Annotated in this window: 14 protein-coding genes; 12 read left to right on the forward strand and 2 right to left on the reverse strand. The window is 71.6% G+C overall.

Annotation, left to right across the window (positions count from 1 at the left end; genetic code table 11):
* The first annotated feature begins 11 nt into the window (after positions 1 to 11).
* Positions 12 to 935, forward strand: a complete 924-nt coding sequence (locus IVW53_07055) for a CoA transferase subunit A (GenBank protein ID MBF6605326.1) — start codon at positions 12 to 14, stop codon at positions 933 to 935.
* Positions 935 to 1,723: a CoA-transferase subunit beta gene (locus IVW53_07060; protein MBF6605327.1), complete on the forward strand. Its 789-nt coding sequence runs from the start codon at positions 935 to 937 to the stop codon at positions 1,721 to 1,723. The genes IVW53_07055 and IVW53_07060 overlap by 1 nt, the downstream gene beginning before the upstream one ends.
* A gap of 33 nt (positions 1,724 to 1,756) precedes the next feature.
* Here the strand turns inward: IVW53_07060 and IVW53_07065 are convergent, their stop codons facing one another.
* Both IVW53_07065 and IVW53_07070 read right to left on the reverse strand, forming a co-directional pair.
* Complete coding sequence (locus IVW53_07065) at positions 1,757 to 2,278, reverse strand: universal stress protein (protein MBF6605328.1); 522 nt, start codon at positions 2,276 to 2,278, stop codon at positions 1,757 to 1,759.
* Positions 2,275 to 3,486 (reverse strand): multicopper oxidase family protein, encoded by a 1,212-nt coding sequence (locus IVW53_07070; GenBank protein MBF6605329.1) that lies wholly within the window; start codon positions 3,484 to 3,486, stop codon positions 2,275 to 2,277. The genes IVW53_07065 and IVW53_07070 overlap by 4 nt, the downstream gene beginning before the upstream one ends.
* A gap of 132 nt (positions 3,487 to 3,618) precedes the next feature.
* Between IVW53_07070 and IVW53_07075 the strand changes: the two genes are divergently transcribed.
* The 10 genes from IVW53_07075 to IVW53_07120 all read left to right on the forward strand — a co-directional run bounded on the left by IVW53_07075 (position 3,619) and on the right by IVW53_07120 (position 17,546).
* Positions 3,619 to 4,812, forward strand: a complete 1,194-nt coding sequence (locus IVW53_07075; GenBank protein ID MBF6605330.1) for a GAF domain-containing sensor histidine kinase — start codon at positions 3,619 to 3,621, stop codon at positions 4,810 to 4,812.
* A gap of 39 nt (positions 4,813 to 4,851) precedes the next feature.
* Positions 4,852 to 5,520 carry a response regulator transcription factor gene (locus IVW53_07080; GenBank protein MBF6605331.1) on the forward strand — a complete coding sequence of 223 codons (669 nt, stop codon included), beginning with the start codon at positions 4,852 to 4,854 and terminating at the stop codon, positions 5,518 to 5,520.
* 125 nt (positions 5,521 to 5,645) lie between these two features.
* On the forward strand, positions 5,646 to 6,317 hold the full coding sequence (locus tag IVW53_07085) for a phosphoribosyltransferase (GenBank protein MBF6605332.1): 672 nt from the start codon (positions 5,646 to 5,648) through the stop codon (positions 6,315 to 6,317).
* 149 nt (positions 6,318 to 6,466) lie between these two features.
* Positions 6,467 to 8,554: a 2-oxoacid:acceptor oxidoreductase family protein gene (locus IVW53_07090; protein MBF6605333.1), complete on the forward strand. Its 2,088-nt coding sequence runs from the start codon at positions 6,467 to 6,469 to the stop codon at positions 8,552 to 8,554.
* On the forward strand, positions 8,547 to 10,214 hold the full coding sequence (locus IVW53_07095; protein ID MBF6605334.1) for a 4Fe-4S dicluster domain-containing protein: 1,668 nt from the start codon (positions 8,547 to 8,549) through the stop codon (positions 10,212 to 10,214). The genes IVW53_07090 and IVW53_07095 overlap by 8 nt, the downstream gene beginning before the upstream one ends.
* 213 nt (positions 10,215 to 10,427) lie before the next feature.
* Positions 10,428 to 11,750 (forward strand): hypothetical protein, encoded by a 1,323-nt coding sequence (locus tag IVW53_07100; protein MBF6605335.1) that lies wholly within the window; start codon positions 10,428 to 10,430, stop codon positions 11,748 to 11,750.
* The gene (locus tag IVW53_07105) at positions 11,747 to 13,015 is read left to right on the forward strand and encodes a glycosyltransferase family 4 protein (protein MBF6605336.1); all 1,269 of its coding nucleotides are present in this window, start codon (positions 11,747 to 11,749) and stop codon (positions 13,013 to 13,015) included. The genes IVW53_07100 and IVW53_07105 overlap by 4 nt, the downstream gene beginning before the upstream one ends.
* Position 13,016: 1 nt before the next feature.
* On the forward strand, positions 13,017 to 14,246 hold the full coding sequence (locus IVW53_07110) for a glycosyltransferase family 4 protein (protein MBF6605337.1): 1,230 nt from the start codon (positions 13,017 to 13,019) through the stop codon (positions 14,244 to 14,246).
* 13 nt (positions 14,247 to 14,259) lie between these two features.
* Positions 14,260 to 16,176 (forward strand): ABC transporter ATP-binding protein, encoded by a 1,917-nt coding sequence (locus IVW53_07115; protein ID MBF6605338.1) that lies wholly within the window; start codon positions 14,260 to 14,262, stop codon positions 16,174 to 16,176.
* Complete coding sequence (locus tag IVW53_07120; protein MBF6605339.1) at positions 16,173 to 17,546, forward strand: UDP-glucose/GDP-mannose dehydrogenase family protein; 1,374 nt, start codon at positions 16,173 to 16,175, stop codon at positions 17,544 to 17,546. The genes IVW53_07115 and IVW53_07120 overlap by 4 nt, the downstream gene beginning before the upstream one ends.
* Positions 17,547 to 17,570 lie beyond the last annotated feature (24 nt).

The raw sequence follows: 17,570 nt of genomic DNA on the forward strand, positions 1-17,570 counted from the left end.
ATAATCGGCCGATGGCCGGCTCCAAGGTCGCTTCCATGCGGGACGCCGTCGCGGAGCTCGTTCGAGACGGCGACACCGTCGCGATCGAGGGCTTCACCCACCTCATCAGCTTCGCCGCCGGCCATGAGATCATCCGCCAGCGGAAGCGCGACCTCACCCTCGCCCGCCTGACTCCGGATCTCATCTATGACCAGATGGTCGCCGCCGGCGTCGCCCGCAAGCTCATCTTCAGCTGGCTCGGAAACCCCGGTGTCGGCGGGCTCAACGCCATCCGCCGACGCATCGAAGACGCTGACCCGGCGCCGCTCGAGATCGAGGAGTACAGCCACTTCGGGATGGTCGGCCGCTACACGGCGGGGGCGGCGAACCTGCCGTTCTACCCGCTCCGGAGCTACTTCGAGACGGACATGCCGGTCGCCAACCCGCTCATCCGACCGATCGAGTCGCCCTACGGCGACGGGGTGGTCTATGCCGTCCCGCCGCTCCGGCCGGATGTGACGATCGTCCACGCCCAGCGGGCCGACGCGCGAGGCGACACGCAGGCCTGGGGCCTCCTCGGCTGCCAGAAGGAGGCGGCGTTCGCGGCCGACCGGGTGATCGTGGTCGTGGAGGAACTCGTCGACGAGGCGGTCATCCGGGCCGACCCGAACCGGACGATCATCCCCGGGCTCATCGTGGACGCCGTCGTCGTGGAGCCCTTCGGGGCGCATCCCTCGTACGTCCAGGGCACCTACGACCGCGACAACCGGTTCTACCGCGACTGGGATCCGATCTCTCGCGACGAGGCGGCGATCCAGGCCTGGCTCGGCGAGTGGGTCTACGACCTCGACGGCCGCGCCGCCTACACGGAGCGGTTCGGGGCGGAGCGAGTCGCCGCCCTCCAGCCCTCGGGCACCGCACCGTCCGGCTCGGTCGACTATGGACGGTACGGCTGATGGGCCCGAATGCCGGTGTCGCCTTCACGAAGTCGGAGATGATGATCGTCGCCGCCGCGCGGGAGCTCGCCGGCCAGCACGTCTGCTTCGTCGGCGTCGGCCTGCCGAACATCGCCGTCAACCTCGCCAAGCGAACGGTGGCGCCGGACCTCGAGCTCGTCTACGAGGCCGGGGTGTTTGGGGCCGAGCCCGCTCGCCTCCCGCTCTCCATCGGCGACCCCACGATCGTCACCGGGGCGACCGCGGTGACGAGCATGTGGGACCTCTTCAGCCTCTACCTTCAGGGCGGGCGGATCGACGTCGGGTTCCTCGGCGCGGCGCAGATCGACCGCTTCGGCAACATCAACACGACCGTCATCGGCGAGTACGACCATCCGACCACCCGGCTGCCGGGGTCCGGCGGCGCGTGTGAGATCGCCATCAACGCCCGCGAGGTGTTCGTCATCATGCGCCAGAGCCGGCGCAGCTTCGTCGAACGGATCGACTTCCGGACGTCGCCCGGCAATCTCGGCGGAGCGGAGAACGCCGCCCGGATCCGGCGCGCCCAGGGCTGGCTCGGCAGCGGCCCGTCCGTCGTCGTGACGGACCTCGGCGTGTACCACTTCGACGAGAGCGGCGAGATGCGGCTCGACGCGCTCCACCCGGGCGCCACGCTCGACGATGTGCGGGCCACGATCGGCTGGGAGCCGAAGGTCGCGGTGGAGCTGGCGACGACGGCGCCGCCGAGCGAGGAGGAGCTGCGCCTCGTCCGCGTCGAACTCGATCCCGATGGTGCCTACACGCGCTGAGGGCTGGCGGCGGCCGGCGCACGAGGAGGAGGGTTACCCCGCCGGTGTCGACGTCCCGGAAGGCGCGTCCGGCGCGATCGGGTCGTCGAGCGGACGGACGACGAGGACCGGGCACGGCGCGTGGCGGATGACGTGGTCCGAGACCGAGCCGAGGATGGACCGCCCGACGCCGCCGCGGCCGTGCGTACCGACGACGATGAGGTCCGCGTGCTCGGCATCGGCAGCGGCGACGATCCCGTCGCCCGGCTCGCCCTCCCAGACGAGGAACGTCGCGTCGGCGCCCGCCGATCGGGCGCGGATGACGAGGTCGCGGGCGGCGATCGCCCGCTGCTCGCGTTCCTCGACCGGGCGGACTCGCCCGCGGCCGGCGAGCGGGAGGCCGCGCCGCGTGTCGAGCACGTTGACCACGAGGAGCCGGGCGTCCAGGCGGACGGCGAGGTCGATCGCCTCGTCCGTCGCCCGTGAGGAGGACCGCGACAGGTCCGTCGCGAGAAGGACCGTCTCCTGGCGAGACCGGATCGGTGCCCCGTACGGGGAGTGGCCCACCGCGGTCACGACACGATGAGTGCGGTGACCATGCCGAACATGCCGTGCTGGCCCTCCGCGTGGGTGAGGATGTGGCAATGGAAGGCCCACGCGCCCGGGTTGTCGCAGTCGATCACGACGTCGTAACGCTCACCGGGGTTCACGCCGAGCGTGTCGCACCGGAACGCCGCTGATCCGAGCGGCCAGCCGTCGCGAGCGACCACCTGGAAGTGCATCCCGTGGAGATGCCACGGGTGGGTCATGAGACCCTCGTTCATGAACCGGATGAGGACCTTCTCGCCCTTCTTCGCGACGATCGGCGCGGTCGCCGGGAAGCCCCGGCCGTTGATCGTGAAGCCGCCGATCTCGTCGTTGCTGATCCAGACGACCTCCTGGGTCACCCCGTACAGCGCGTCGTAGCGCTGCTTCGGGTCCTTCGGCTCGACGATGAACGCGCCGAGGAGACCCCGGCCCACCTGGTCCGTGGCGTTGTGGTGCGAGTGGTACATGTGCGAGCCGAACGGCTGGGCGACGAACTCGTAGGTGAAGCTCGCTCCGGGCACGATCGGCGGCTGGGTGATGAGCGGGACGCCGTCCATCGCGTTCGGCAGATGCTGGCCGTGGAAGTGGACACTGGTCGTCTCGGCGAGGTTGTTCGTGAAGGTCGCCCGGACGAGGTCGCCCTCCGTCACCCGGAGGATCGGCCCGGGCCACGTGCCGTTGTAGCCGAGTGCATCGACCGGATCGCTCATCGCGTCGATCCGGTGGCTGATCCTGTCGATCGTCAGATCGAAGACCCTGGCGCTCTCGACGATCCTCGGCGCGAGCGGCTGGTTGCCGGCGCCCGTGACCTTGGCGTACTCGCCGCCGAGGAACCGGTCGACGGCTGCCTTGGCCGCCACATCGTGCTCGCTCCATCCGGCAGGGATCGACGCTGACGGCATCGCGCTGGCGGCGGGCGATCCGCCGGCCGTCGCCGATCCGGACGCGGTGGGCAGGGCGGCCGATGCGGCGGGCGAACCGCCGCTCGATCCGGACGCACCCGATGATCCGGCCGCGGTGGTCGACGGAGCCGGCGGGTACGTCCAGCCCGCCTGGCCGATGGGTGAGCAGGCGGCGACCGCGGCCGCGATGAGGCCGCCTCCGGCGAGGACGGAGCCGCGGAGGAATCCGCGGCGGCTGAGCGACGGGCCATCGGGGAGCGGGTGGTGCAGGTCGCCCTGCGGCAGCGTATCCATGCCGCGAATCGTGCGCGCTGGGCACGTGGTGCGTGACGTGACGTCCGGCCCGTTTCGAGGGGCCGGAGGGCGTCTGCCTGCGGTGGTGAGGACGTCCGCCTGCGGTTGTGAGGGCGGTCTACACTCCGGGCGATGATCGACGAACCGACTGCGCGTCCGACCGATCCGGCGCCGCGAACGTCCGCTCCGCCCGCCGCCGCGCTCGAGGCCCTCAACGAGGCCGCCCGGAGCATCGCCGGTGTCCTCGACGTGGAGCGGGTCCTGCAGCTCATCGCGGACCGCGTCCGGGAGCTCGTGGACGCCCGATATGCCGCTCTCGGCATCGTCCATCCTGACGGCCACCTCGAACGGTTCATCACCAGCGGACTCACCCGGATCGAGCGCGAGGCGGTCGGGGCCCTGCCGCGCGGTCACGGCATCCTCGGCCTCATCATCCGCGAGGGCCGTTCGTTCCGGATCGCGGACATCGCGACCGATCCACGACGGGCGGGCTTCCCACCGAACCATCCGCCGATGCATTCGTTCCTCGGTGTGCCGGTCACGGTCCGCGGTCGACCGGTCGGCAACTTCTACCTCACCGACAAGATCGGGGCAGCGGAGTTCTCGGAGGTGGACGAGCGACTCGCCGAGATGTTCGCCCTGCACGCCGGGATCGCCATCGACAACGCCCGCCTCCATGAACAGGTCGAGCAGCTCGCGATCGTCGGCGAGCGCGAGCGGATCGGCCGGGACCTCCACGACGGGATCATCCAGGGGATGTATGCGATCGCGCTCTCGCTCGAGGACGTGGCGGACCTCATGGCCACCGACCCCGCGGAGGCGGCCGCGCGGGTCGATCGCTCGATCGACGCGATCAATCTCGGCATCCGCGACATCCGCAACTTCATCTTCGGCCTGCGGCCGGAGCTCCTCGAGACGGCGGGGCTCATCGAGGGCCTCGCGGCGCTCGTCGACGAATCGCGGATCAACACGATGATCGACCTCGAGCTGAGCACCGAGGGGATCTCCGGCGACGAGCTGGGCGAGGACGAGCGAGCACAGCTCCTCCAGATCGCGCGCGAGGCGCTGAGCAACGTCGCCCGTCACTCCGGCGCGTCGCGGGCGACCGTCCGTATGGATCGTCTCGACCATCGACTCCGCCTCGCCGTCTCGGACAACGGCGTCGGCTTCGACCCGGACGCCGATCGCGGCCCGATGCATCGTGGGCTCGCGAACATGCGCGCCCGGGCGGCGGCGCTCGGTGGCGACCTCGTCGTCGACAGCGTCGCGGGCTCGGGTGCCCGGCTCCTGGTCCAGGTCCCCTTCGGCGTCCCCATCGATCTCTGACGGTCCGACCGTCTCCCTAGCCCAACGGAGGTACCGCCCGTGTCCGACTCGCCGCCCGCCGCACAGCTCCGCCTCCTCGTCGCGGACGACCACGAGGTCGTCCGCCGGGGTCTCGTCGCGCTCCTCGACCGGCGGGAGGGATTCGAGGTCGTCGCCGAGGCGGGGACGGTCGCCGAGGCGCTCGCGATGGCGCACCGCTACCAGCCGGACATCGTCATCATGGACGTCCGCCTGCCGGACGGCTCCGGCGTCGAGGCGTGCCGCGAGATCCGGGCCGAGCTGCCGTCCACGCGGGTCATCATCCTCACCAGCTATCCGGACGAGGAGGCGGTCCTCTCGGCGATCGTCGCCGGGGCAAGCGGCTATCTCCTCAAGCAGGTCCGCGCACGCGACCTCGTCGCCGCGCTCGAGGCGGTGGGCCGCGGTGAGTCGCTCCTCGATCCGGCGGTGACCGAGAAGGTCCTCGAGCGGGTCCGCCGGATCGCGACCGGTGCCTACGCCGACGAGCTCTCCCAGCTCACCTCGCAGGAGCAGAAGATCCTCCTCCTCGTCGCCGAGGGCAAGACGAACAAGGAGATCGCCGGCGAGGTGTTCCTGTCCGACAAGACCGTGAAGAACTACGTGAGCTCGATCCTCTCGAAGCTCAATCTTGAACGGCGGGCCCAGGCCGCCGCCTTCGTCGCCAAGCGTCGGATCGGCCAGGGTTGACGGTCGGCCAAGGGAAGGGGTGGGCGCCGGGCGTCCCCTCCGGCGTCCACCACAGTCGGAGGATGGGCGCATCGCCCACGGGTGCCATGTGCCGAATGGCCCATATATCGAGATCTGATGACCGACTGCCGTTCCGCGATCGCGCCGCGGCCGGCCGGATCCTCGCGGAACGCCTCGACGCGGGCGCCCTCGGTCTCACCGATCCGACCAGACCGCCGCCCGATGACGGGACCCGCGTCGTCGTGCTCGGGATCCCGCGCGGGGGAGTACCGGTGGCGGCGGCCATCGCCCGGAGGGTGGGAGCCCGGCTCGACGTCCTCGTGGCGCACAAGGTCGGTGCTCCGGGCCAGGCCGACCTGGCGATCGGTGCGGTCGCCGCCGATGGATCCGTCCGCCGCGAGCCCTGGTCCCGCTCGTACGCCACGGACGGTGAGTTCCGGGTCGCCGCCGCTCTCGAGATCGAGCGAGCGCGGGCCCGTGCGGCGATGCTCCGGGCTGGTCGTCCGGCCGTGCCGCTCGATGGGGTGACCGCGGTCCTGGTCGATGACGGCATCGCCACCGGCTCGACGATGCTCATCGCGGTCGAGGCCGCCCGCCGAGCCGGTGCGGCGCGGGTGGTGGTGGCGGTGCCCGTCGCGGCGGAGCAGGCGCTCGAAGCGCTCGTTGCGGTGGCGGATGCGGTGGTCGCCGTGGCGGTGCCGCGCGACTTCCGGTCGGTCGGAACCTGGTACGAGCACTTCGACCAGGTGGACGACGAGACGGTCCGGATGCTGCTGGGGGGACTCGCTTCTGGCTGACAGGGTCGATCGGCCCCCGGGTCGCCTGTGCCGATCGGCCCCCGGGTCGCCTGTGCCGATCGGCCCCCGGGTCGCCTGTGCCGATCGGCCCCCGGGAACAGGACTCGCGTCTCTCGGATCGCGTCGCTTGTGCCGCGATCCTATCGATCATGAAGACCGCCGCCGCGTCCTCGGCGCTCCGCGCGTCGCAGCGCTCGACGACCGCCCGTCCGACCGCGGCGCCGGCGTCGACGGCGCGCTACCCGGGCATCCCCGCCATCGTCGACGGCTCGGAGGCGATCGCGCACGTCGAGACGCGCATCTCCGAGGCCGCCTGCGCCTATCCGATCACCCCGTCCACGACGATGGCCGCGATCTACCAGGCAGCGGTCGCCGAGGGGACGCCGAACCTGTGGGGCGTCACCCCTCGCTTCCTCGAGCCGGAGAGCGAGCACTCGTCCGCCTCGGCGGCCGAAGGGGTGGCCCTCGCCGGCGGCCGGGTGACGAATTTCACGGCCGGCCAGGGCCTCATCCTCATGAAGGAAGTCCTGTACGTCATCGCCGGCAAACGGCTGCCGGTCGTCTTCCACGTCGGCGCCCGGGCCCTCACGAGTCAGGCCCTCAACATCCACGCCGGCCACGACGACGTGATGGGAGTGGCGGACACGGGCTGGGGGATCCTCTTCGCCCGGAACGCCCAGGAGGCCGCGGATCTGACCGCGATCGCCCGGCGTGCCGCCGAGGCGACGGATACGCCGTTCCTCGTCGTCCAGGACGGGTTCCTCACGACCCACACGCTCGAGAACGTCCGCCTCCCCGAGGACGACCTGCTCCGCGAGTTCGTCGGCGATCCGCGCGACCGCCTGCGGAGCCTGTTCGATCCGGCCGAGGGGCTCATGACCGGCGTCGTCCAGAACCAGGACAGCTACATGAAGGGGCGCATCGCCCAGCGCGCCTACTACGACCGGCTGCCCGGCGCGGTCGCCGAGGCGATGACGACCTGGGGGGACCTCACCGGCCGACGGATGGCCCCGATCCAGCTCCATCGGGTCGAAGACGCGGAGACGGTCCTCATCGCGATGGGTTCGATCGCCGACACCGCCCTCAGCGTCGTCGATCACCTGCGGCGCGGCGGTCGCCTGGCGGGCTGCGTTGCCGTGACGAGCTACCGGCCGTTTCCGGCCGGCGCGATCGCGAGCGCCGTGCGTCACGCCCGTTCGATCGTGGTCGTCGAACGGACGGACGAGCCCGCCGCGGCCGACAACCCGCTCACGCGCGAAGTGAAGGCCGCGCTCTTCGACGTGGCTGCCGAGGGCGAGCTCGTCCCGCGCGTGCTGTCGGTCTCGGCAGGTCTCGGCTCGCGCGATGTCGCAGCCGGCGACCTCGTCGCCATCTTCGACTGGGCGAGCCGTCCACGCCATCTTTACACCGACGCTCCGCTGGACGGTGTCCGACCCGAACGGATCGGGCGCTACGCTGTCGTCGGGATCCGCCACCCGCTCGCCCTGACCCGGGTCGACGTCGACCTGCGGCCGACCGGCGCCTACAGCCTCCGCGGACACTCGATCGGCGGATTCGGCAGCGTCACGACGAACAAGCTGGTGGCGACGATCGTCGGCGAGCTCTTCGATCTGTACGTCCAGGCCTACCCGCGCTACGGATCTGAGAAGAAGGGCCTGCCGACGACGTACTACCTGACGATCGCCGATGAACCGATCCGCGGCCACGCCGAGCTCGACCGGGTCGACATGGTTCCACTCCACGACGTCTCGGCATTTGGCATCGGCGACCCCCTCGCGGGCCTCGTCGAAGGTGGCACCCTCTTCATCCAGACCGCGCTCACCGACCCGGAGGCGATCTGGGCGTCCATCCCGGCACCCGCCCGGGCGGCGATCCTCGCCCGGCGGATCCGGGTGACCGCGCTCGATACGGCCCGGCTTGCCCGGGTCCACGCGCCGCGGCCCGACCTCCAGGTCCGGATGCAGGGGGTCGCGCTCGCGGGGGTCTTCCTCCGCGTAGCGCCGTTCGCGGCCCGGGCCGGTCTCGAGCGCGAGGCGCTGCTCGAGGCTGTCCGAGCCCGGCTCGGACGCTTCTTCGGCAAGCGCGGTGACGCGGTCGTCGCGGCGAACCTGGCCGTCGTCGCGGCCGCGTACGACGGACTCATCGAGGTAACGGCCTCGATCGGCGCCGCCGATGGCGATCCGGCCCGTGGAACGGAGGACGCCCGCCCCGACGGCGGCGAACACGTCCATGCCTGACACCACGCCGCTCATCGAGGGTACGGGCGTGCTGAAGGAACGTCACGATGCTCGGCTCGGCGCGACCCTGCCGCTCCTCGACGTCGGCGCATACGTCGAGGACTTCAACGCCTCGATCGTGGGGGCATATCGGCGCGGCGTGGCAGACGCCGAGATGCCGGCCGACGCGGGACTCGCCCGGAGCATCATCCCGCCCGGTACCGCCGCGACTCGCGACTTCAGCCGTCTCGCCCCGCGGATTCCGGCGTTCGTGGCCGAGGCGTGCGTCGGCTGCATGGCCTGCGTCAACGCCTGCCCCGACACGGCGATCCTCGGGGTCGCCCTGCCGCAGTCGCAGAAGGACGCGGCCGTCGCCACGTTCGCCGCGACACAGCCCGACCCGATCCTGGCGGCCGAGACGGCGGACTCCCATTGGGTCCGGACCCAGAAGTACGCGGAGGTACCCTCGCGGCGCGGTCTCGAACCGGCCGCCTTCGGCATCTTCGTCGACCCCATCCACTGCAAGGGCTGCGCGGAATGCGTCGAGGTCTGCCACGTCCTGGGCTACGACGCGCTCCGCATGATCGACAAGGTCGAGACCGAGCCGTCCGGTGAGAGCACGCTCGCGCGCTACGAGCGCAACCAGCGCTTCTTCCGTTCGCTGCCCGTCACTCCGCCCGCCTACCGCAACGAGAAGGCGCTCGCCGACCTCATGCTCGGGGAGCACGCGATCGGCTATGTCGGCGGCGCCGGCAGCTGCGCCGGTTGTGGCGAGGCGACCGCGATCCGCATGCTCGTCGCGGCGACGCGACAGGTCCACGGACCGGAGTCCATGGGCGTGGTCGCCGCCACCGGCTGCAACACGGTGTACGGGAGCACGTACCCATTCAACCCGTACCTCGTGCCGTGGACGAACTCGCTCTTCGAGAACGCGCCGGCGGTCGCCCTCGGGATCCGGGCGCGGTGGGACCAGGCGGGGTTCCCGGAGCGGAAGCTGTGGGTCATCGGCGGCGATGGTGCGATGTACGACATCGGCTTCCAGTCGCTCTCCCGGATGGTCGCCGCAGCCGCCGACGTGAAGGTCCTCGTCCTCGACACGCAGGTCTACTCGAACACCGGCGGTCAGGCCTCGACGGCGAGCTTCGGCGGCCAGGTCACGAAGCTGTCGGCCTTCGGCTCGGCGATCCACGGGCGGCCCGAACGCCGCAAGGAGCTCGGCCGGATCCTCATCGCCCACGGCGAGGTGTACGTCGCGCAGACGACGCCGGCCCACATCAACCATTTCTACCGCTCGATCATGGAGGCCAACGCCTACCCGGGGCCCGCCGTGGTCGTGGCCTACACGCCGTGCATGCCGGAGCACGGCATCGCCGACGATTCGTCCAGCCGCCAGGCGAAGCTGGCCGTCGACTCCCGCGCATTCCCGCTCCTGACCTACGACCCGCGGCGCGGTCCATCGATGGCCGAGCGGCTGTCGCTGACCGGCAACCCGGCCACGAGGGGTGACTGGGCGACGGAGCCGGACGGCAGTGTCATCGACTTCCTGACCTTCGCCCGGACAGAGGGTCGGTTCGCGCCACACTTCGCGGCGGATGGCACGCCGACGCCCGAGATCCTCGCCACGCGCGAGGACCGGCTGGCGAACTGGCACCTGCTCCAGGAGCTCGCCGGGCTGCGCTGACCGGACGCGAGACCGGGCCTCCTTCGACCGGCGTCGTGAGCCCCGGCCGGCACAACGGGCCATAAGAGACTTCTCATCGCCGGCTCATGGCGACGTCACGGCGTTCGTCGAACCTGACGTCATGAGCCGGATCCCACCAGTGATCGACCACGTCGTCCTCTCCGCGGCTATCGCGACGGGGTGTCGGCGGCTGACGCACCGAGGAGCCTCCCGATGATCGATGCCCGTCTTCCTGCACGTCAGATGCCGTCCTTCGGGCCGCGACTCGACGTCCCCGTCTCGACCTGGTCGGGCCAGCGCCTGCGGCGGTTGCTGCTCTACGCCCACGACACCTACGGCCTGGGTCATCTGCGCCGCAACCTGGCGATCGCGACCCATCTGCTGCGCACCACCGAGCAGCTGCAGATCGTCCTCGTCAGCGGTTCGCCGGTCGCCGCGAGGTTCCCCATGCCACGCGGTCTCTCGCTCGTGAGCCTGCCGCCCGTGGTCAAGGTGGCGCCCGAGGAATACGCGTCCCGCGATGGGCAGGTCAGCTTCGGCATCGTCAGTCGGGCCAGGGCGGCGATCATCGCCGACGTCGCCCGTCGCTTCCAGCCGGATGCGCTGCTCGTCGACCATGCGCCACAGGGCATGAAGGGCGAGCTGCTGCCGACCTTCGATGTGCTCCGCCGACACGTCCCCGAGACGCGCATCGTGCTCGGGCTGCGTGACGTCCTCGACGATCCGGCCACGGTTCGGCGGACATGGGCGGCCCAGGGTGTCCTCGACACGCTGGAGGAGGTCTATCACCGGATCCTCGTCTATGGCAGCCGCGACCTCCTCGACGTGGGGACGGCGTACGGGATCCCGGCCCGCCTGCGGTCGCGCATCAGCTACTGCGGCTACGTGGCTCGGGGCACCGAGGCCCTCGTCCCGAGCGTCCCGGGCGGGGGAGTCGACCTGCCGCGCGGGGCATACGTGCTCGGCACGGCGGGCGGCGGAGAGGACGGGGTGCCGGTCCTGCGGGCCACGCTTCGGGCCGCCGCCGCCCTCGATGTCGAGTGCCTGCTGGTGACCGGCCCACTCATGCCGGCGCGTATCCGCGCGGAGCTGGCCGCAGAAGCGACCTCGACGGGTCGGGCTCGCGTGGTCGAGTTCGTGACGGACCTGGAGCGGGTCATGGCGCGAGCGTCCGCGATCGTCACCATGGGCGGCTACAACACGCTCTGTGAGGCCGTGGTGACCGGCGTGCCCACCGTGGTGGTGCCGCGCACGTGGCCACGCCAGGAGCAGGCGATCCGCGCTGCCATGTTCGCCGACCGCGGCCTCGTGCGTGTCGTCGATCCCGGCGAGGGTCTGGCCGAGCGCCTGGCGATCTCACTTGGCACGGCGATCAGGGATGGCGTCCGGAGCGGCATGCCGATCGATCTCGACGGCTCGCGGCGGGTGCGCGACGCGCTCCTTGACGAGGTCGCCCGACCGCGGGACGGCCACGTCGTGAGGCACGACCTTCCCGCTGCCGCGGCGCGCGCCCAGCGCGAGCTCGTGCCGGCATGAACGGCACCGTCGGCTACCTGACCAAGCGCTTCCCTCGGCTGTCCGAGACCTTCATCCTCGATGAGATCCTCGGGCTCGAGGCCGCGGGCGTGCCGCTCCGTCTCTACGCCCTTGCCCATCCGGGCGAGGAGGTCGTCCAGCCGGACGTGGCCCGCGTCGCGAGCCCGCTCGTGTACCTTCATCCGCCCGGCGGCTGGCGACAGCGGATGACAACGGCCCGCGCGACCGTCGCTGCCCATGGCCGCCTGCTGGCACGTTCGCCCCGGCGCTACCTGGGGGTCGTGGGCTATCTGGCCTGGAAGCGCCACCATCTCTCGTCGGTGCGTCACTTCCTCGAGGCTGGCCGCCTGGTGCTGTTGCTCGAGGCAGAGGACGCTCGGCACCTCCACGCCGCGTTCGCCCACGGCCCGGCGTCGGTGGCCCACTTCGTCCACCTCCTCACCGGGCTCCCCTTCAGCTTTGCCGCCCACGCGAAGGACCTGTACCTCTCGGCTCCCGACCTGCTGGCTCGCAAGGCGGCTGCGGCGGAGTTCGTCCTCGTCTGCTCCGAGTCGGCGGCGGCAGCCCTCCGCGCATTGCCCGGTGCCGGCGCCGCAAGGATCGTGCTCGCCCACCACGGCGTCGACACCTCCCGCTTCAGGCCCCAGACCGGCGGGTTCGGCACGTCGGCCATGACCGCGCACGGCGCGTCGCCCCTGCGTCTGCTGGCCGTTGGCCGTCTGGTCGAGAAGAAGGGCTACCCGATCCTCCTGGAGGCGTTGGCGCAGGCTCGGGCCGCGGGGCACGCGGTCGAGATGGATGTGATCGGTGGAGGTCCGCAGCTGCGAGCCCTCGAGGCCCGCGCGGGTGCGCTCGGGCTGGCCGGCAGCGTGCGCTTCCTCGGCGCGCGCACCCATCAGGAGGTCGCGGCGGCCTATCTGCGGGCGGACGCCTTCGTCCAGGCCAGTGTCGTGCTCGCCGACGGAGATCGCGACGGGATACCCAATTCGCTCCTCGAGGCGATGGCGACCGGGTTGCCCGTGGTGGCCACGACCGTCGGCGGCATCCCCGAGGTGGTGATTCACGGCCAGAGTGGCCTCCTCGCCCCGCCCGGCGACGCAGCGGCCCTGGCCCGCCTGCTGGTCATGCTCGCGACCGACCGGGACCTCCAGCGGCAGCTCGGCCGGCACGCCCGGGCACGGGTCGTCGAGGAGTTCGATCGCGGCGGCATGATCCGGGCCGTCGCGCCGCTGTTCGGTCAGCCCGCCGTTCAGAAAGCCGCCTGAGATGCGGGTCGCGTATCTCCTCCCCGATCCGGGCATCCCGGCCGGCGGCGTCAAGGGAGCGTCGGTCCACGTGGCCGAGGTCTGCCGAGCGCTGGTGGACGTGGGCGCCGAGGTGCGATTGTTCGCCATGCGCGCGGTCGGACCACCGCCGGCAGGCGTGGAGCTCGACGTGTTCGATTGCCCTCCGCTCCCATCCGGAGCGCAGGGCGAAGAACCCCGGCGGCGGGCGGTCGAGGACTTCCTCGCCTGGGCAGAGGTCGAGCTCGCGGGCTTCGCTGCCGACGTCATCTTCGAACGTCTCTCGCTCTTCGCCGGGACCGGCGGAGCGCTGGCAGCGCGCCTCGCCGTGCCGCGTGTCGTGGAGGTGAATGCTCCGGTCGCTGCGGAGCGGGCGCGTCACCCGGGGCTCGCGCTCGTGGCGCAGGCGGAGGCCGCGGAGCGGAGTGCCCTGGACGGGGCCACCGTGCTCGCCGTCTCGCCGCCCATGGCGACCTGGAGCCGCGGGCGAGGGGCGGCCTCCGTCACGACCATCCCCAACGGGGTGGACGCCGACCGATTCGCCCCGCAGCGGAATGCCGCCGCTGCCGCCGCCATCCGCTCGACCCTCGGCGTGGAGCGATCGGAACTCGTCGGCTTCGTCGGCAGCATGAAGCCGTGGCACGGCGTCGGGACGCTGATGGACGCGGTCGCCCTGCTCGCGCCGCGGCGGCCGCGGCTCCGCCTGTTGCTGGTGGGTGAGGGCCCCGCGCTTGCGGACCTGAACGCCCGCGCCAGCCAGCAGGACCTGGTCGACCGATGCCACCTCACCGGCCCGGTGCCGAGCGCCGAGGTGCCGGGCTACCTCGCCGCCCTCGACGTGGCCGTCGCCCCCTACCACGACCCGGGTCTCGACGAGGGGTTCTACTTTTCGCCGCTCAAGGTCGTGGAGGCGATGGCCGCGGCGCGCCCGATCGTGGCCTCCGACTTCCCGCCCATCGAGGCGATGCTGGACGGCACCGGGCGGCTCGTCCCTCCGGGCGATGCCGATGCGCTCGCCGAGGCGCTGGTCGACCTCCTCGACGACCCGACCGCCGCACACGCCCTCGGGCTGAGGGCGCGGAGGCGCGCGATGACCCACTTCAGCTGGCGTGCCGTCGCGTCGAGCATGCTGGCCATGGCCGGCCCAGGTGACCCACGCGACCCGGCGCTCGGCGCAGACGCCGGAGTACTGCGCCGTGCAGGCCGGCCGTAGGGTGCGCACCGGCATGGCCGGCCAGAGATCGAGTGCGACGGCGGCTCGCTCGGCACCGTCGACCGGTGCGGCTGCGGCGACCGGTGCGGCCTCGACGACCGGTTCCGGATCCGGATCGGTGCTGCGCCGCTTCCTGCCCTTCCTCGGTCCGGTGCGCGGCACGCTCGCCCTGGGGATCGCGGCCGGCGTCGTCCAGACTGTCTTCCAATGGATGTCGCCGTGGCCGCTGAAGCTGATCTTCGACAGCGTCCTCAACAACATCCCGCTGCCGGCGTTTCTCGCCTTCCTGCCCGCCGCGCCGGACGCTCGCCTGGCAGTCCTCGCCGCCGGCATGGCGCTGATCGCTGTGGGGATCGGGGTCTTCGGCTATGCATCCACGGTCTGGCTCGCCCAGGCCGGCCAGCGCCTCGTGTACGACGTCCGGGTCGCCCTGTTCGGCCACCTCACGGCGCAGTCGCTCGCCTTTCACGACGCTCGCACAACCGGCGACATGATGAGCCGCCTGAGCGGAGACGCGCAGGCGCTCCAGGCGATGATGATCAGCGCTGTCCCGACCTTGCTCAACAACGTCCTCACCATGGTCGGCATCGTCGTCATCATGTTCCTCGTCGACTGGCGCTTCGCGCTGGTCACGCTGGCTCTCGTGCCCGTCCTGCATCTCAGTGCCCGGCGCATGATCGTGGGTCTCAAGACTGCCGTCCGCCAGGCACGCCGCCAGGAAGGGGTGGCGTCCGGGGTGGCCCAGGAGGTGCTCGCGGCCATTTCCGCGGTGCAGGTGTTCGGGCGGGAGTCAGACGAGTCCGACCGCTTCGCGAGCGCCACCGCCAACGGGCTCGCAGCCAGCCGGCGCGCGATCGCGTTGCAGTCGGGCCTGACGAGTGTGGCCGGCGGGATCATGGCCCTCGGCGCGGTGCCGGTGGTGTGGCTCGGCGCGCTCGCCATCATCCACGGCCAGCTCACGGTCGGTGAGTTGCTGCTCTTCACGGCCTACCTGCGGGCCACCTACACACCGATCCGGCAGACGGCCAAGCTGGCCATCGTGTTCGGCCAGGGGATGGCCGCCGCCGAACGGATCGCCGAAGTCCTCGACACGGCGGAGGAGGTTCCCGAGCGACCGTCGGCTCACGCCCCGGGCCCCGGTCCCGGGACCCTGACGTTCGAACACGTCGGCTACCGGTATGCGACGGGTCGCCCCGTGCTCGAAGACGTGGGGCTGGAGATCCCGGCAGGCACGCGGCTGGCGATCGTCGGTGCCACCGGATCGGGCAAGAGCACGCTGGTCCGGCTCATCCCGCGCTTCTACGATCCGACGGCCGGCAGTGTCCGACTCGACGGCGTGGATCTCCGCGACCTGACACTGGCCGGCCTGCGCGGACGGGTCGCGATGGTGACCCAGGAGCCATACGTCTTCCGGGGCACCGTCTGGGAGAACATCGCTTACGGCGCCGTCGGGCCTCGCCTCTCTCGGGAGGCGTCCATCGCCGCGGCCCGTGCGGCAGGCGTCGACGCGGTGCTCGAGGGCCTCCGCGACGGGTACGACACGCTCGTGTCCGAGCGCGGGTCGACGCTGTCGGGCGGACAGAAGCAGTGCATCTCCGTGGCGCGCGCGATGGCCCGCGATCCCCGGGTGCTCGTGCTCGACGAGCCGACGACCGGTCTCGACGCCAGGGCCGAAGCCGTGCTCGTGGCGGCTCTCGACCGACTGGCCGAGGGACGCACGACGATCGTCGTCAGCCACCAGCTCGGCGCCGTCCAGGGCGCCGATCAGATCGTCTTCCTGGACCACGGCCGCATCGTGGAACGGGGCACGCACCGCGAGCTCCTCGAAGCGCGGTCGCGCTACTGGGACCTGCATTCCGTCCAGGCCGGCCGACTCGCCCCCGAGGCAGCCGCCGGCCGCATCAGCACCCTCACTGGAGGACTCCGATGATCGAGAACCCGAGAGCGGTGGATCCCACCCGGCTCTGTGTCGTGGGGGCCGGCTATGTCGGCCTGACCGCCGCAGCCTGCCTCGCGGAGGCGGGCCACAGCGTGACCTGTCTCGAGGCCGCCCCGCACCGGCTGGCGATGCTCGAGGCCGGCGAGATGCCGATCTTCGAACCTGGTCTGGCCGAGATCGTCGCCCGGAATCGGGCCAGCGGCAGGCTGCGCTTCACCGCCGACGTCGCCGAGGCGATGAACGGGACCCACTACGCCCTGCTCTGCGTCGGAACTCCGCCGCGAGACGACGGGACACCCGACCTGACCCAGATCGCCCGGGCGGCGCGGCAGCTCGCGGCCGTCGCCGAAGGAGAGCTCGTCCTGATCGTCAAGAGCACCGTCCCGCCCGGGACCTGCGAGGCGCTCGAGATCCTCGCCACGGACGCCGCCGCACCGACGGTCCGCGTCCGCGTGGCGTCCAATCCGGAATTCCTTCGTGAGAGCCGGGCGGTCGCCGATTTCTTCGCGCCCGACCGCATCGTCGTCGGCACCGACGACCACGAGCTGGGCCGCCGGGTGGCCGACCTGTATCCCGCCGGGTCCGAGGTCCTGATCTGCGACCGGCGCAGCGCCGAGCTGATCAAGTACGCTGCGAACACCTTTCTGGCGGTCAAGATCTCGTTCGCAAACGAGGTCGCGGGCCTCTGCGAGCTCCTCGGCGCCGACGCAAGCCCGGTGCTCGAGGGCGTCGGCCTGGATGCACGGATCGGAGGAGCGTTCCTCGGCCCGGGTCCCGGCTTCGGCGGCTCCTGCCTTCCCAAGGACCTGTCCGGGTTCCTCGCCACGGCGGCGTCGCTCGGATACGAAGCTCCCATCGCGGCAGCCGCCCTGGCGGTCAATGAGCGAGCGCCCGCGGCCGTGGTCGCCAAGCTCGAGCTTGCGCTCGACGGCCTGCCCGGCAAGCGGATCGCCGTCCTGGGCCTGGCGTTCAAGCCAGGCACGGACGACACGCGCGACTCGCCCGGGGTCGCCCTCGTGCGGACCCTGGCCGATCGGGGTGCACATGTGAGCGTGTACGACCCGCTGGCCAGCTGCGAGGGCCTGCCGGCGGAGGTCCACAGCGACCCGTATCGGGCGGCCCGCGGCGTCGACGGGCTCGTGATCGCCACGGGCTGGCCGGCGTTCGGCGAGCTCGAACCGTCCACCATGCGCGCAACGATGGCCGGGACGGTGCTCGTGGACGCCGCGGGTGTCCTTCGCGGTCAGGGCTGGCGGGAAGCCGGCTTCAGTCTGTACGGCATCGGCTGGGGGTTGCCGAGCAGCCTGCACCCGGTGATCTGGCAGGCCATCAACTGGGCTGTCCCCCGCGCCGCCGCGTGAGGGATCAAGCGGTGCCGGCCGACC

The sequence above is a fragment of the Chloroflexota bacterium genome (genome assembly GCA_015478725.1).
GTDB lineage: Bacteria > Chloroflexota > Limnocylindria > Limnocylindrales > CSP1-4 > C-114.